This window comes from Paenibacillus sp. UNC217MF (genome assembly GCF_000686865.1).
Classification (GTDB): Bacteria; Bacillota; Bacilli; order Paenibacillales; family Paenibacillaceae; genus Paenibacillus_B; species Paenibacillus_B suaedae.
This window is the reverse complement of sequence record NZ_JMLT01000008.1, coordinates 389799-405972: the sequence shown is the minus strand read 5'-3', so window position 1 is coordinate 405972 and position 16174 is coordinate 389799. Positions and strand designations below refer to the sequence as shown.

At 44.0% G+C, this 16174-nt stretch carries 15 protein-coding genes and 2 pseudogenes; 14 read left to right on the top strand and 3 right to left on the bottom strand.

All coding sequences use genetic code 11. The features are described from left to right. Positions 1-8: 8 nt before the first annotated feature. The 4 genes from BP95_RS31775 to BP95_RS0105330 all read left to right on the top strand — a co-directional run bounded on the left by BP95_RS31775 (position 9) and on the right by BP95_RS0105330 (position 3953). On the top strand, positions 9-671 hold the full coding sequence (locus tag BP95_RS31775) for a DUF1266 domain-containing protein (RefSeq protein WP_021252495.1): 663 nt from the start codon (positions 9-11) through the stop codon (positions 669-671). A 67-nt stretch (positions 672-738) separates the two neighbouring features. Next, the gene (locus tag BP95_RS29630; RefSeq protein ID WP_081819810.1) at positions 739-1788 is read left to right on the top strand and encodes a helix-turn-helix transcriptional regulator; all 1050 of its coding nucleotides are present in this window, start codon (positions 739-741) and stop codon (positions 1786-1788) included. Between the two features lie 129 nt (positions 1789-1917). After that, positions 1918-3411 carry an MFS transporter gene (locus BP95_RS0105335; RefSeq protein WP_036666700.1) on the top strand — a complete coding sequence of 498 codons (1494 nt, stop codon included), beginning with the start codon at positions 1918-1920 and terminating at the stop codon, positions 3409-3411. Positions 3412-3461: 50 nt separating this feature from the next. After that, a complete protein-coding gene (locus tag BP95_RS0105330) occupies positions 3462-3953 on the top strand; it encodes a GNAT family N-acetyltransferase (RefSeq protein ID WP_036666697.1) in 492 nt (163 codons plus the stop codon). Positions 3954-4114: 161 nt separating this feature from the next. Here the strand turns inward: BP95_RS0105330 and BP95_RS0105325 are convergent, their stop codons facing one another. Next, a complete protein-coding gene (locus BP95_RS0105325) occupies positions 4115-4570 on the bottom strand; it encodes an Lrp/AsnC family transcriptional regulator (RefSeq protein ID WP_021255183.1) in 456 nt (151 codons plus the stop codon). Positions 4571-4679: 109 nt separating this feature from the next. Between BP95_RS0105325 and BP95_RS0105320 the strand changes: the two genes are divergently transcribed. The 3 genes from BP95_RS0105320 (at position 4680) to thyX (ending at position 6861) form a co-directional block, all read left to right on the top strand. After that, complete coding sequence (locus tag BP95_RS0105320) at positions 4680-5558, top strand: sulfite exporter TauE/SafE family protein (RefSeq protein WP_021255182.1); 879 nt, start codon at positions 4680-4682, stop codon at positions 5556-5558. Then, positions 5555-5965, top strand: a complete 411-nt coding sequence (locus BP95_RS0105315; protein ID WP_021255181.1) for a DUF1634 domain-containing protein — start codon at positions 5555-5557, stop codon at positions 5963-5965. The genes BP95_RS0105320 and BP95_RS0105315 overlap by 4 nt, the downstream gene beginning before the upstream one ends. Before the next feature lie 179 nt (positions 5966-6144). Further along, complete coding sequence (gene thyX, locus BP95_RS0105310; RefSeq protein ID WP_021255180.1) at positions 6145-6861, top strand: FAD-dependent thymidylate synthase; 717 nt, start codon at positions 6145-6147, stop codon at positions 6859-6861. Positions 6862-6984: 123 nt separating this feature from the next. Here the strand turns inward: thyX and BP95_RS0105305 are convergent, their stop codons facing one another. Further along, positions 6985-7590, bottom strand: a complete 606-nt coding sequence (locus tag BP95_RS0105305) for an undecaprenyl-diphosphatase (RefSeq protein ID WP_021255179.1) — start codon at positions 7588-7590, stop codon at positions 6985-6987. A 229-nt stretch (positions 7591-7819) separates the two neighbouring features. Here BP95_RS0105305 and BP95_RS29625 point away from each other — a divergent pair, with 229 nt between their 5' ends. Next, positions 7820-8416, top strand: a complete 597-nt coding sequence (locus BP95_RS29625; protein ID WP_021255178.1) for a hypothetical protein — start codon at positions 7820-7822, stop codon at positions 8414-8416. Between the two features lie 259 nt (positions 8417-8675). Here the strand turns inward: BP95_RS29625 and BP95_RS0105295 are convergent, their stop codons facing one another. Continuing rightward, complete coding sequence (locus BP95_RS0105295; RefSeq protein WP_021255177.1) at positions 8676-9572, bottom strand: alpha/beta fold hydrolase; 897 nt, start codon at positions 9570-9572, stop codon at positions 8676-8678. Positions 9573-9745: 173 nt separating this feature from the next. Between BP95_RS0105295 and BP95_RS0105290 the strand changes: the two genes are divergently transcribed. The 6 genes and pseudogenes from BP95_RS0105290 (at position 9746) to BP95_RS0105260 (ending at position 16167) form a co-directional block, all read left to right on the top strand. Continuing rightward, positions 9746-10168, top strand: coding sequence for a hypothetical protein (locus tag BP95_RS0105290; protein WP_028531587.1), 423 nt, complete (start codon positions 9746-9748; stop codon positions 10166-10168). Between the two features lie 28 nt (positions 10169-10196). Next, positions 10197-10787 (top strand): hypothetical protein, encoded by a 591-nt coding sequence (locus BP95_RS29620; protein WP_051613997.1) that lies wholly within the window; start codon positions 10197-10199, stop codon positions 10785-10787. A gap of 104 nt (positions 10788-10891) precedes the next feature. After that, positions 10892-11976: pseudogene (gene tnpB / locus BP95_RS29615) on the top strand (IS200/IS605 family element RNA-guided endonuclease TnpB). Positions 11977-12137: 161 nt separating this feature from the next. Beyond that, on the top strand, positions 12138-12314 hold the full coding sequence (locus BP95_RS33730) for a PhzF family phenazine biosynthesis protein (protein WP_231515041.1): 177 nt from the start codon (positions 12138-12140) through the stop codon (positions 12312-12314). Positions 12315-12871: 557 nt separating this feature from the next. After that, positions 12872-14040, top strand: a pseudogene (locus BP95_RS29605) (serine hydrolase domain-containing protein). A gap of 51 nt (positions 14041-14091) precedes the next feature. After that, positions 14092-16167 carry a serine hydrolase domain-containing protein gene (locus BP95_RS0105260; RefSeq protein WP_021255173.1) on the top strand — a complete coding sequence of 692 codons (2076 nt, stop codon included), beginning with the start codon at positions 14092-14094 and terminating at the stop codon, positions 16165-16167. The last annotated feature ends 7 nt before the right edge of the window (positions 16168-16174 follow it).

The following is a 16174-nucleotide window of genomic DNA, read 5'->3' as shown; positions in this document are numbered from 1 at the left end:
GCTCCAATATGCCAAGCGAATACAATAACCAACAAAGAAAGCAGCTGGAGCTGTACTTCCGTTGCCTTTCTTCTGTATGTACGGATAGTTTAATAGTGTACCATTATATCCCGTTCGGATTTCCATTTACGGATCGAATTCTGCGCAGAGGATCGATGAAAAAGGCGTTCGCCGCTTGGGGAGTTATCGACAAGGAGTCATTGCTCAGTCGAGTTCAGTGGCTGCTCGAAGATGGACTGCGCGAGGAGTATAAGAAGCTGCATACGAGTCTAGCTTCACGTAACGAAGTCTCTCGCAAGCGGTATGTGGAATCCTCTGTGGATCATCCTGACCATGCCAAGGTCGTAATCGTCAATGCATTTTTGCACCAGCTTCCTTCCGGAGAAATTGCGGCATTTGGTGGGGCTTGGGCAATCTTTATGTGCAATATGGGACTTACCTACGGCTACTTAACCAAGGATGAAGCTTGGGGCTTGAAGCTCAAGGCGGCTCGCCATTTGCAGCAATGCTATAACAGCTGGGAAGACTATCTGACTGCTTTTGTTGCAGGAAATAGCTACTCTGACTCGGATAGTGAAATGAAGATGCAGGCTCATATTACGAGTATAGCCTCGATGCTGCTTGGATCAAGCACATTGGCCATGGATAAGGCACAATGGGGGTTAGCTTGATGATACAATGAATGTGGATGATAAAGATTCTCATTCAGGCCAATAAGGCGGAATAGAAGGTGATCAGATGGCAGCTGAAGTTCATGTAGCCAGCATCCATGATTATTTTGAGCGCTATTCTGAAATGATTCATGGTGATATGAAAAGCAGTGCTTGGGAGCAGCAGATGTTCCTTCCTCCTCACATTGGAACGGGCAGTGTGACCCGGATGCGCGTCCGTGAAGGTATGGAAATCATGGTTACCGATGTCACTTATGCGGAAGATATGAAGCTATGTATCCAAGAGTCATGCCGTCTGTTTGAGCTGAGTTATTGCTTTAGCGGTGAAGTGTATTGCGAATGGAGCGGAAAAGAAAGTCATACGGAACCGCAGACTGGCAATGTGCTGCTGTTGGAGGATGTGCAGGTGTATGAGGAGAAAAAGGCAGGAATGCACCATCATATGGTTGAGGTGAGATTTTCTCCGGATGAACTGTATGACTATGCCGTTGATGCGGCTGAGAAGCAGAACATGGAAAAATTGCTTCATCGTCATCTTGGCAGTATTGACTCCTATTCAGTCACGCCAGACATTCATCGATGCGTAACGGATATGCTTCGGTGCGATTATCAGGGGAAGATGAAGCGGCTATACATGGAGAGCAAAGCTATCGAATTCCTCGCCTTATTCGGAGAGGCGGACGAAATTCATGATCGAACTGTAAAGCGAAACGTTCGTCGCGATGACATCGCAAAGCTTCATGAGGCACGGGAGATTGTGATGAACAATTACGAACAGCCCTTGTCTATACGAGAACTCTCCAAGCATGTCGGGATCAACGAATTCAAGCTGAAAGCTGGATTTCGCGAGCTGTTCGGCACAACAGTATTCGAACTGGTGCGCAAGCAGCGGATCGAGAAGGCGATATGGCATATGGAGATGGAACATCTGAATGTTGGGGAAGCTGCCGTCGCGGTCGGGTACAGTAATGTTAGCAACTTTACGGCAGCCTTTCGCAAGCATTACGGCTGCAATCCAAGCTCGTTCCTCAAGCAGCTGGAACAGCAGGATCAAGTTCGAAGGTCGTCTTCGACTGGCGGCGACGCTTCCATTTCGCAAGGGAACCCTTTGGCCTAATGTAGGTAGAAGGGTTCTTCAGTTAATTCCGCTATAGGGGCAAAGACTCCCTCTTCAGGTAGAGCGTATGAACATGATTGGCTCATAATCAGAGTATTCATGTGATTCTAACTACTGGAGGGAATCGTAATGTTGTCTGCTATTTTGACAAATACATCACAACGCACGGATGGTAATCAGCAAATGGAGGGGAATCCGAAACGATGGATTGCACTCGTTATCGTACTGCTACCGACGCTGCTTATCTCACTGAACACTTATATGATTCAGGTTGCTCTGCCGTCGATGCAGCACAGCTTGAACGCAAGTTTCGCTGAAGCGCAGCTAATCGTTACAGGTTTCTCTCTTGGCTTGGCGGTGGCCTTGATTATTAGCGGGAAGTTAGGTGACATATACGGAAGAAAACGGCTGCTTCTTATTGGAGTGAGCGGGTTCACAATCATGGCCATGCTTGGCGGCTTGACCTCGGAGCCTTGCCTGCTTATTGCTATTCGGATCGTTCAAGGTTTGGCTGCTGCGCTCATTCAGCCCCAGGTTCTTTCTACGATGCAGGTCAGCTTTCCGCCAAGAGAAAAGGCAATCGCGTTCAGCATATATGGTGCAATCATTGGATTTGGATTTGCTTTTGGACTCATTTTTGGGGGCCTTATCGTCAACTGGAACCTGTTCGATCTTGGCTGGCGAATGGTGTTCTTTGTTAACGTTCCATTCGGTATGCTGGTTCTAATGCTGCTGCCAATCATTCCTGAATCGCGTGGGGAGAAAAAACAGCCTATTGATTGGATTGGCGCTCTTCTACTCATAAGCGGCTTATTTCTGCTTGTATATCCTTTATCGGAAGGGCAGAGACAGGGGTGGCCGGTGTGGGTTTGGTTTTGTATGCTGATCGGTTTTGGTGTACTTGTTACTTTTGTGGCAGTCGAGTGTTACAAGAAGAGAAGAAACGCTTTTCCGTTGGTGAATCTTGTTGTATTTCGGCATGCTTCCTTTCGCGTAGGCCTGTTGGCTGTGCTTGTCGTGTACCTGGGCATGTTCGCCTTTTTCTTCCTATTAAGTTACTATGTCCAATACGGCCTGCATAAGGATGTTCAAACCACAAGCATGGTGTTTCTGCCATTGGGGGTCGGATTCTTTCTGTCATCTCTCTTATCCTCCCGTTTCGTAGAAAAATGGGGGATAGGTTCATTGAAGCTCGGCTCTATCGGCATGGCAATATGCATATCGCTGCTGATTGGTTCTATCCTGTATGACGCGAGGGCTATGCTTAATTACCGTAATCTTCTCCTATTATGGATGTACGGATTCAGTCTTGGCATGGTCACGACACCACTAGCGAATATCGTTCTAAGCACAGTTCCGAAGAAGGATGCCGGATCGGGATCAGGATTATTCACGACCTGTATGTACTTGGCGAATTCGCTAGGGGTGGCATTGATCGGTATTGTGTTTTCCGGCGTACTTGGACATGTGCTCGTAGAGGCTGAGCTGTCTGATTATGTACGCGCGTTTTCTGTATCAGTAGGTGCTTGCGGTGGGCTGGCACTGGCGACTTTCGTCTGCCTATGCTTTTTACCGGATCCTAGACGAAAAAGCCGAATGACAAAAGTGAAGCATACATTGTAAAAAATGATAGCGTAAGAGAAAAACCATCAGAAATGGAGGAGGGCATAAGCATGATCACGCTGCATCAGGTCGAGTACGAGCAAAAATCTACGCTTCGTAATTTGCTGGAGCTGTATAAATATGATTTCAGTGAATACGATCCAGAGGATGTCAACGAGAACGGTCTATATGAATATATGTATCTGGATCATTACTGGACAGAGGAAGGGAGGTATCCTTTCTTCATTCGAGTGGATGGGAAGCTTGCGGGAGTAGCGCTCGTAAGGAAGTTAGGAACGGATGATGACAAGCGGACGGTTTATTCGATGGCGGAGTTTTTCGTAATGAAAAAATATCGGCGTTCCGGTGCAGGAAGGTATGCGGCAACAGCTTTGTTCGATCGGTTTCAGGGAACTTGGAAGATCGGCCAGATTGACGAAAACATACCTTCGCAGCATTTTTGGAGAAAGGTGATTGCAGCGTACACAAACGATAACTATGAAGAGATTCGAGAAAACGGCTGGGACGGCCCGATCCAATGCTTCTCCACTGAGCTTCGGTAGAAGAGAGTTTCCATAATCGTTGTCCAAAAAAGAAATATTTTATAATAACGTCATCAATTTTACGCCCCGCTTGTGGCATCTGGATCGCTGCATACACCAGTAGCAAGCGGGGCGTTCTATAACAATTCATGTGATCTCGGTGTACTATTTAAAGCACCTGTTTAAATTAACAATCCGCCTCTTTCTTTATGCCGCGCAATGAGTACCTCACTAGTGACGGAAGTGATACCATCAATCGCTTGAAGCATTCTCAAGCACTGCTCAGCATGCTCCGGATCATCCAGCAGTGCATGGACATGCAGATGCGGCTTGCCGCTCATTTGATACACGTTCGTAATCTCCTCAGCCAATCTTAGCTGTTCTACGACATGCAGCAGCTTCACCCAATCCACTTCAATATCGAAATACATCGACAAGGTTTTGCCCGCCTTGAGCGGATTCACGACAATGGTGAACCGATCAATAATCCCATCCTCCATCAATTGATGGATTCGTTCGCGAACAGCCGCTCGGGTCAAGTTGACCATTCGTCCAAGCTCCGCATTGCTTAAGCGTCCATTCTCGGATAACAGCTGCAAAATCCGTGTATCGATTTCGTCTAAATTACGGAACTGCATTTGATCAACCCTTTCGACTTGTACTTGTCCTATTAAGCCCATTATAGCACATACAATGTAAAGTTAATGATGCAATCTATTGATCGAATGTATAAAAAGGTGTATACATATGTATGAGGAAGAACATGGCGCGGAAGGGGAGAGGATGTTGTCTTTACTAGCGATTGAAATACTGTTGATCTCCGTGTTGGCTGGAATCGTCGGGGCAGTGCTTGGTCTGGGTGGAGGGATTATAGTTACGCCAGCATTGACCTTATTGTTCGGTGTTGATATTAAGACGGCGATTGGCGCAAGTATTATTTCGGTCATTGCAACCTCCAGCGGGGCAGCGATCGCTTATATCCGAGATCGGATTACGAATGTGCGAGTAGGCATGTTCTTGGAGGTTGCAACAACGGTGGGAGCGATAACCGGTGCATTTCTAGGCGGAATCATGGCGCCTACGGTACTGTATATTATCTTCGGTCTGCTGCTGCTATACTCGGCGGGGACTATGCTTAAGAAGCGGAATGATGAACTGCCGAAGGATGTAACTATGCATCCGGTTGCGGAGAAGCTGCGCTTGCAAGGTGAGTATTTTGATAAGGCTTTGAATCAGACGGTTCCGTATAAAGTGGACAATGTATACGGCGGATTCGGTGTCATGTACGGGGCAGGGGTGATATCGGGTCTGCTTGGAATTGGCAGCGGCAGCTTCAAAGTGATGGCGATGGATGTCTTCATGAAGCTCCCGCTTAAGGTATCCAGTGCGACGAGCAACTTCATGATGGGCGTTACGGGCGCGGCAAGCGCGGGGGTCTATCTGTTCCGTGGTGACATTGATCCGGCAATCTCGGCTCCGGTGGCGCTGGGGGTTCTGATGGGAGCAACGGCTGGCGCGAGAATCATGCAGAAGATGAAGAGCAAGACGATTCGCAAATGGTTTATTCCCGTATTGGCGTATGTGGCCATTCAGATGATTGTACAGGGATTGGGGGGACTTCTATGAGTGAGCTTGGGCGAGAAGGCAGCGTACAGCAGTCCGAGATCGAACAAATGCGCAATGACAAATCGGAAGCGGTAGAGATTGTTGTCAGCAAGTGGCTTCGGGTAGGGGTACTGGCTAGTGCAGCGGTGATCCTTGCTGGCTTGCTGCTGTTCCTCATTTCTGGAGACAGTGGATATCCTGAGCAGACCTTTCCAACCAGTCTGGCAGGAATTTATGCCGGTCTATTATCAATGAAGTCATATGCGATTATCCTGACAGGACTGCTTATGCTCATTGCTACACCAGTACTGCGGGTCTTTATCTCTATTTTTGTTTTTCTGCATGAACAAGATTATTTGTATGTAGGAATAACAATAGTAGTTTTCTTGATCTTAGTCGCCAGCTTTTTCATTGGAAGTGCAGGTTGATCTATTGTATTAGGAGTGACTGAACAGAGAAAAGGCAGTCAAACTTATCGCCAGGAAATACCTGTTCATCCACCTGGATTCATGTATACTAAAATAGAATATGTATCCAAATGAAGAGAGCATTGAGTGGGAACTTGATGTTCTCTTTTCGTCTCATTTACTAGATAGGAGTGGTTGCCATGTCTATGCTGCAAGTATTAGATAAGGGGTATGTCCGGTTAGTCAACACGATGGGTTCGGATTTGACGGTTGTCAACTCCGCACGGGTATCCTATGCCAAGGAATCGATTGAGCTAAGCGAGCGGGATATTCGATTGATTCAATTTCTGGCTAGAGAAGGACATACCTCGCCATTTCGACATGTCATGCTGCAGTTCGAAGTGTACGCGCCGCTTATGGTTGCTAGGCAGTGGTGGAAGTATGTCATAGGTTCTTCCCATATGGAAGGCACAGGCGACAGCTTGGAGGCTTGGAATGAATCGAGTCGTAGATATATCACTGAAGATCCTACCTTCTACATACCGTCTCAGGGGGAATGGAGAAGCAAGCCTGAGAATTCGAAGCAGGGCAGTGGAGACATTGTATCCTGGGAAATCGGGCAGAAGCACACGGACGAGCTGATGAACTACATTGAGCTTGGCGTTGCCAAGTATGAAGCGGCACTAGAAGATGGCATATGCGCGGAGCAAGCTAGATTATTTCTGCCTTCCTATGGCATGTATGTGCGCTGGTATTGGACAGCCTCCCTGCAATCGGTAGCTCACTTCTTGAATCAACGCCTGGAGTATGATGCTCAGAAGGAAATTCAATCCTATGCGAAGGCGATATTGGAGCTTAGCAGGCCTATTTTCCCACATTCCTTGCAAGAACTCTTGAAGCAGGATACTGGAGAGTAAGTGCAGGTAAGAAGTGTATGGAAATGAAGTGGTCTTGAGAATAGTAGACAATGGACGCAGCCACATTGGTATTCGACAACTCCATATGGTGCGTCCATTCTCATTTTGTATAAAATATCTAACTTATAGATCGTTAGATTTATTCCGCACAGGCAGTATGCGTTGTTCCACACTCTCATACATATCAAGCAAGCGAGATAGCCAAGCAAATCTAGTGGATGACCAGTACACGAGCACTGCTGAGCAGATCCCAATCATTGCGCCTACTGCAATATCTACAGGATAATGTACGCCAACCCATACACGAGATAATGCTACACAACCCGCCAGCACGAGCCACAACCAGCCCCAGCCTGTTTTTTTGCGCATCAGCCAGAACGACGCACAGATGGAGAAAAACAATATCGTATGATCACTAGGAAATGAATTGTTGATGCTGTGATCGATTAATTTACTAACATTCGGGAGTTCCGCAAATGGTTGATGATGCGAATGGAACATTCCAACCGCTTTGCCAAGGAGCTCTGCGAGAATGAATGCAAATCCGCCTTGCAGCACCATCATGCGATTGGCCGTTGTACGGGTGAACCAAAATAACAGCATGCAAGCTGCTAACAGATAGATCGTATATTCTGCAATGAATACGACGGATGGATTTAGAAAGGAGAGCTGCTTGCCTAAGTCGTTAATTCCTCGAAACATTTCAATATTTAATTGGGGTAATGACACGTATTTTCTTCCTCCTTGTGACCTATATCAATTAGATCTAGTATTTATTCAATATGCTTAGTATAGGGAGAGGGCTTTAATTGCTCCTTAATAAATTCTTAATAATACATAAAAATCTGATCAGAATCGACTGGTTATTTATGGTTGTTTGTCACGTGGTCGCAATAAGGAGGCGAATAAGGGAACGCTAACTGTTATGATTTCTATGATGGAATAGGGGGCTGTTCATTTGGACTTCAATCTTTTGTGTCACTATTACGAGGCCGCACAGGGGCCATTTCACAATTTGTCTGCGCTGTCTATGGAAGAAGCGAACAGCATCTTGTCTGAGATAAGAGAGAGTGGAAGAGGTTTTGCAAGCAAACGATCTGAAGATTACATGCATGTTCGGCGTCAATTGGAGAAGCGGGCAAGAGCGATGTTTATAGAGCAAGGCGGCAAACCTCGGACACTATATCCTCACTATATGACATTAGGACATTGCAGCTGGCTGCTGGAGTGGTATGAAGAGGGAAGAGAATTACACATCCATATTGATGATTTCGATGCAAGTACTATTAGTTTTACTTATGGAGACTTATTTCCTACGATGCGAGTTGAGGACGGGAAGCCATATCGCAAAAAGGTATATACCCGAGATAGTATTCGGCAGGTAGTTGAACAGTTTGGCTGGCCACAGCAATGGAACGCGCACGGTCATTATGGCCCTGAGCGATATATTGAAGTTCAAATATGGGATGATCGGGTCATAGAACGATACAGAAACAAATGGATAAATACTGAACATGCAGACATCCACGCTTTTGAGGGGAGAACAATGGTATGAGTATAGCGTCGCTTATTACTTTGCAGCCTGAGTGATCGAGGGGAAGCCATGTATTCAGGTTCCGGACGAGTTTCATTAACGACATGGATTGGAATGATAAAGGAAAATTGTGAATATTGATGATGGTCTATGAGGAAGATGTGAAATCTTCATTCAAATGTTGGAGACGAGAATGAGAGAAATACCAGAGCCATAAGGCGTCTCTTAGGAGGATTCTTGTGACAAGGCATAATAATCCACCTAAGCGACGATAGCGAATCTATGTAAATTTCGTTACGTAATAAGTTTGCAGGAACAAAGAGATTTCATCGTTAATGGTAACCAAATCGGATTCTGAAGGGAAATGTCCCATCTCGTATGATTTGATTGCGGTCAGATTCGGGATGATTGCGCGTGCTGTTTGATTGACCTGCCGTTCAGGGAAAAAGATGTCCTTTCGGCCTGTAATAAGAAGAGTCGGCGCATGGAAATGCTGGAGTTCCTCTTTTTCTGTAAGCTTAGGCATATTTTGCTCAAGTTTCACATATCGAAAAATGTCTCCAATAATTTTCTTGTCTATTGCCTTCATCGTGTTGTCAGACATGGCATTGGTTAGCTTATCAAGGTATCGATCTGAGGAAGTTGCATGGAACAGAAGCAGTGGCAAAAGGATGTCCTTGATCATTTTGAGCTTCGATCCTAAACGTATTCCTGCTGGTGACACAAGCACGGCGCAGTCTATTTTATGCGGCATACAGGCGGCTAGTCTTAATATGATTCCTGCTCCATAAGAGGTGCCTATAAATCCACATTTCTCGATATCAAGACCGTTCATGAGTTCTTGAAGCCATAGGGCGAAGCTATTATCCTTAGCTGACACTCTAGTTTCTGCACTAAACCCAGGATGACCAATCGTATCAGGCGCATAAATTCGATATTGGCTCGTTAATGGAGAAAACCAAGACAATGTCATTGGGTTGATGCAGTTTCCCCCTTGTAATAGGAACAACGGTTTTCCATCAGTGGGTCCCACAGCTAATAGATGAGTTGAGCCAAAGCTTGTATTCAGATACATACGCTCCACAGGAAACCGCAAAGCTTGTATATAGCTCTCATAATGATTCGCAATCAAACTCTTACCCTTTTCGCTTTTATAAATCGTTACTATGCTGCTCATCGGACGCCTCCTCTGTACCTAGCTCCATCTATAGTTACGTTACATATCGAAAATGGATGCAGATGGGGCGAGAAAGTTTAATTCTCTCTAATTGAAGCTTAGGCGAGGCTGATCTTTGTCAGGTTGAAGACGTAGATGGTTGCTCTGTATTTGAAAAAAAGGAGTGTTGGTTGATGGGACGTTTCTGTAAAAATAGGTATGTCGTTCAGACTGTATGGCTTGTCATATTTCTCATTCTATTTCAAGGCTGTACATCTAAGTCTGGCCCTGCGTATTTGGAAATAAAGGGATTGAATCAGGATGAACAAGAGATTGTACAGCTCATCAACAAACGAATGCAATATTTGCATGAGGGCAATGCGGAGGAATATACGAAGCTATTCGCACCGAATAGTCCGATAACAGGCATGCCGACCTACCAATTGAAGGCGGTGAAGCTGCACACTCCCATCCATATTCAGAAGCAGAAAAAGGGATATCAAGTTCTTCTCCTAGCTGATGATATGCTGACCAACGATGATTTTTTTACGTCACAATACGTATTTATCCAAGGGAAAGACCCCGACTCGAAATGGTTAATCTATGATATCGATTAAAGCGATTACGAGAGGAAGATTTTCTGATATGAAGAGATTGGTGCAGGGCATATTTCTAATCGCTTTGTGCTCATTACTTTTTAGTATACAGGTAAGCGAGGTAAGCGCTACTAGCTGGGTCTACTTAGAACCAGACAAGGTGATGGAACGGGCGTCTGTTATTGTGCAAGGGACGTACGATTTCAAGAGACAACAAGCAAGCAGCAGGCAGTCGTTCTCGTGGGAAAGGTACGAATTTCAAGTGAAACGCGTATATAAAGGGGATGTCCCGCCTACAATTACTGCAGGTATCCATTGGGATGAAGCAACACAGATTCGGAACGGACAGGAAGAAGGGGATGAGATTCTTCTGTTTCTGGAGAAAAACGACAAAGAAGATTTTTTAGTTCCAGTTGGCGGCCCGAATGGAATCGTTCCAATCCGTAACGGCGAAATTCGTGTTTTTGATGAGTCCAAAAAGAAGGTTTATACTCATTTTATTTCCGATAGAGTCTTTAAGGAGCCTAATGCCAGCTTGCCTATTCAGTTAGGGGGAACGGATTATATCTGCCACGGTTTGATGGCAGCAGCTATTCTGTTCGTGGTATCATTTTTTGCATGGAAAAATAGAAGGCAGTAGATTACATGATCTACGAAAAAGCTATTGTCTACTAACAGTGGGCGATGCACCATTAGAAATCTTAAAGAAATATTGAAACACAAGGCAAAAAGGAGGTGTAGGAAATGTTGAAAGCATATAAATATCGACTCTATCCTAACAGAGACCAGCGCAACTTTTTCGAAAAAACCTTTGGATGTGTGCGTTTTGTGTATAACAAAATGCTTGCTGACAAAATCAGTTCTTTTAAGAAATCTCAAAAAAGCATGGATAAATCAAGTATCCTACACCAGCTCAATATAAAACTGAATTTCCATTCCTAAAAGAAGTGGACAGTCTTGCTTTGGCTAATGCTCAACTAAATTTGCAGAAGGCTTATTCTCATTTCTTTCGTGATAAGTCAGTAGGATTTCCGAAATTCAAAAGAAAAAAGGATAATCACCGGAGCTACACAACGAACAATCAAAAGGGTACAGTCTATATCGAAAATGGTTATATCAAGCTGCCAAAATTAAAGACACTAGTACGAATCAAACAACATAGACCATTTTTTGGTTTGATTAAGTCTGTGACAATTGCTAAAACACCAACGAACAAATACTTTGTTTCGATATTAGCAGAGGAAAATGAACAACTATTTTCCAAACTTGATTCAAAAGTTGGTATCGATGTTGGGTTGAAAGACTTCGCCGTATTATCCAATGGTACTAAATACGAAAACCCTAAATGGCTGCGAAAATCTGAAAAAAGATTGGCTTTTTTGCAGCGTTCTTTGTCATGTAAGAAAAAAGGCTCTAAGAATCGCGATAAAGCTAGATTACAAGTTGCAAGGCTTCATGAAAAGATAACGAATCAGAGGAATGACTTTCTTCACAAGATCAGTCATGAAATCACAATCGAAAACCAAGTCATAGTGATTGAAGACTTGAAAGAGAAGACTATGCAAAAGAATCGCAAGTTATCTAAAGCCATCGGTGAAGTATCTTGGTTTAAATTTAGAGAATACCTTGAATACAAAGCAGTATGGAAAGGTCGTGATTTGATAATCGCACCTAAGAATTGTGCTAGTAGTCAGCTATGTTCCAACTGTGGTTATCAGAACAAGGAAGTCAAGAATCTTAACCTTCGCGAATGGGATTGCTCAGAGTGCAACAGTCACCATGATAGAGATTTAAATGCAAGTATCAACTTGCTAAAATTAGCCATATAGTTGGTATATTTGTTAGGGGCAGGGACTACCCTTATAGCTTGGTAAATATAGATAGCTAGTAAAAGTATCTAGTTCCCAAGAAGCCCCCACTTTAAGGCCTAAGTGGTGGGTAGTTCACTGAAACGACATTCATTCTTCATTCGGATCAAGCAGATGTTCGATTGCGATATTTTACCCCAGGGCATGAGATGAATCTATGCGGCCATGCAACTATAGCGTCGTTGTATTGTTTACATTCAAAAGCTATTTTGGAGAAAAGAAAAGCATCAACATCGAAACGAAGGCAGGTATCTTACCGATTGAATTCACCCTTGATGGACGACTGTACATCAAAATGAAGCAGAACCGTTCACAGTTTATTCCCTTTCAAGGAGATATCGCGCGATTAGCGGAGTCAATCGGATTGCAGGTAGACGATATCGATCTGACCACACCAATAAAGTGTATATTAATGGAATGTGATAAGCGCCCTTACAAGACACCTGACCCGACTGAAAACACGGTTTTTTAGTTGGGTTATGTCATTTTAGGGGGGGAGACTCCTTAATCATGTTTGGAGTAAATCGAATCTTTAATAATTATTGGATGAAAAAGAAACATAGAAGTGAAAAACTTCTGTGTTTCTTTTTTTATATATTCATTGGAAATGCTTTTCATTTCCGGGCACAATGCTCCTTCCATCCTATTATAGAAGCTATTTTGAAGGTAAGGAATTTGTAAGGAATGGATAAGAAAAAAGAAATTTTTATTTTGTAGGATAAAAATGTAAAAACGAGCGAAAGGGGATTAGATAAGATCCATGTTGCCCTTTTGATAGGGGAGATGATAGCTGTGTAATTAGTACGGAACAACAAGCAACCACCCATACAATATGAATAGAGGTGTGGAATGCCCTATGAAAACACGTAGTCAAATTACATTTGCAAGTTTGGCCCTTTTAATAGCTGGAAGTTCCCTGTTATACACAACGCCAACCTCAATTGTAAAAGCAGAGCCCACTCAAAATGTATCTAGTTCGTCACAAACAAGTATTCAACGAGATCGTACTTTCGTCAAGCAAGCAATGCGGGATACATTGCAGCTTGGATACCCGGGGATACTCGCTAAAACTTCTGAGGGTGGAAAAACGTGGAATTATGCTGTCGGGATAGCGGATCTGAGAACCAATAAACCAATGAAAACAGATTTCCGCTTTCGCATTGGCAGCGTGACGAAGACGTTCACCGCAACGGTTGACTTCAATTAGTTGGAGAGAACCGCTTGAATCTAGACGATTCCATTGAAAAATGGTTGCCTGGTGTCATTCAAGGAAACGGATATGATGGTAACCAGATTACGATCCGGCAAATATTGAACCATACAAGTGGAATCGCTGAATACTCAAGGTCAAAAGAATTTGATCTTATGGATACAAAAAAATCATATGCGGCTGAAGAATTAGTAAAGAAGGGGATCTCTCTACCCCCGGATTTTGCCCCAGGAAAGGGATGGTCTTATTCGAACACAGGATACGTATTACTGGGTATTCTTATTGAAAAAGTAACCGGGAACAGCTATGCGGAAGAAATTGAAAATCGGATTATTGAACCGATTGAATTGTCGGATACATTCCTACCTGGCAATTCGACCGTTATTCCAGGCACCAAGCATCCCCGCGGATATATCCAACTAGACGGAGCAAGTGAGCCGAAGGACGTTACTTATTATAACCCAAGTATGGGTCAATCGGCTGGAGAGATGATTTCTACTGCTGACGACTTAAACAAATTCTTTTCTTACTTGCTCGGTGGCAAATTACTAAAAGATCAGCAACTAAAACAAATGCTTTCTACGGTTCCTACAGGAATAGAAGGAATCGATGGATTTGGTCTTGGAATCTATGAAACTAAGCTTCCAAACGGTATATCGATATGGGGACACACAGGTGGTATTCCAGGATTTGATACTTTTGCTGGAGGCACACATGGAGGTAGTCATACGTTGGCCGTCAGTTTGAACAGTATGGGGAAAGTTAAAAGTTCGGATCTTTTTAAAAATATTTTACTTGCTGAATTTAGCAAGTAGGTAAAAAGGAAAAAGGTTAAACTATGTCATTATCTAGGAGGCAATTATCTTATGAACAAGAAACTATCTGGGGTGTTAGCCGCTACATTGGCGCTCACGATGACCTTACCGACAATGGCGATAGCATCTTCTCGCAGTAATATTGCGGTTGTAGCTAGCCAAGGGGTTGCTAGCCAAGAACTGGAGAAGATTGCAGCAGAGAAAGCTGCTCTGCTCATGAAGTCCTATGAGACGAATAGCGTGCAGTATGCGCTAATTGATAATGGCAAGATTATTTTGTCGGGTCAGACAGGCAAGAACGATATGGAAGGGAAACTCCCGCTGACCAAAGATACTCTATACGGGATTGGTTCAACCAGTAAAGTATATACAGCTGCGGCTGTAATGAAATTGGTCGACGAAGGAAAAGTCGATTTGGATACTCCTGTCGTCCGCTATGTTCCTGATTTCAAGATGAAAGATGAGCGGTACAAGCGCATTACGCCGCGTATGCTGTTGAACCACTCATCCGGTTTGCCAGGTATGACGTTCAATAATGTAGTTTTATTTAAAGATAATGATACTGTTGCCCATGATAGCTTGTTGCGGGAACTACCCAGCCAAAGCTTGAAGGCCGACCCTGGCGCGTTCTCGGTATACTGTAACGATGGCTTTACGCTGGCTGAGATTTTGGTAGAAAGAGTCAGCGGTATGAGTTTTACTGAATTTCTACATCAAAAGTTTACAGAGCCATTAAAACTGAATCATACGAAAACGCCGCAAGACAAATGGGAAGACGAAAAGCGGGCTGGACTTTATATTCCGACGTACCAAGGACAGCTTCCTATTGAATCACTGAATGCGATTGGTTCGGGAGGGATCTCTTCCACGGCAGAAGATGTGGTGCGATTCTCACAATTATTTATGGGGCAGGGAAAAGGAATTCTTTCTAATAAGGCAGTCAAGGAGATGGAGCAAGAGGAATATAAAAAAGGAATGTGGCCGGAGAACGGAGATAATGTGTTCAACTATGGTCTTGGATGGGATAGTGTAGAATTATATCCATTTAATAGATATGGGATAAAGGCCTTGGCTAAGGGAGGTGACACGGTACTGCAACATGCTGCACTGGTCGTGCTTCCAGAACAGAAGATGGCAGCGGCTGTGTTGTCGTCAGGAGGTAGCAGTGTTACAAATCAAATGGTGGCAACTAAATTACTGCTTACCGCGCTTGAAGAGAAGGGTGCAATTAAAGACATAAAGCCGGATAAATCCTTCGGCAAGCCAATCAAGGCTAAGATGCCTCAAGACGTGGCAAAGAAAGCGGGTTTTTACGGAAATACCTTCAGTCATTTCAAAATAGAAATTACGAAGAAGGGAGAACTATTCTTACCAACTAAGCCAGAAGGAAAATATGTATATACGGCGGATGGTAGCTTTATTAATGAGAAGGGTACCTCCAAGCTCAGCTTCGTCACCGAGAAGAATGGAAGGACTTATTTGAGGGAGAGCACCTATGAATTATCGCCAGGCTTGGGGCAAATTGCAATGACTACCTATTTAGCCGAGAAACTAGAAGTTAATTTGCTACCGAAGAAGACCGCTGCTGCATGGGCAAAACGGGAAGGTAGCAAGTTCTATCTTGTAAACGAGAAGTTTAGTTCTATGATCTATCTCGGAACACTAATCCCTCTTACCACACAAATTACTCTCAAGGAGGGCTATTGGGACAGCAAACAAATTACAGGTCCGAATACGGCGAAGCATCAAATCCAGATTCCCGTGATGGATGGGCGTGATACGAAGGAAGCTCATTTCTATACAGAAAGTGGCAATGAATATATGGAGATGGCTGACTTCTTATACGTAAGTGAATCCAACGTAAAACCGCTCGATACAGATCAATCATCGATAGTTACACTGCAAGCAAATGGGCATGCGAAATGGTTTACGATCCCAGAAGCGGCAGCAGGAAAAACGATGAACGTGGCGTTGCCATCGAAGAGTTCGTTCGCGGTGTATGATGAGAAGGGAGTATGTATCAACTTTACGGTTGTGAGCGGCAATAACAAAGTAAAACTGCCGAAGAATGGAACGGTTGTGTTTGCTGGCGTGCCGAACTCGGAATTTGCAGTTACGTTGAACTAGCTACAAT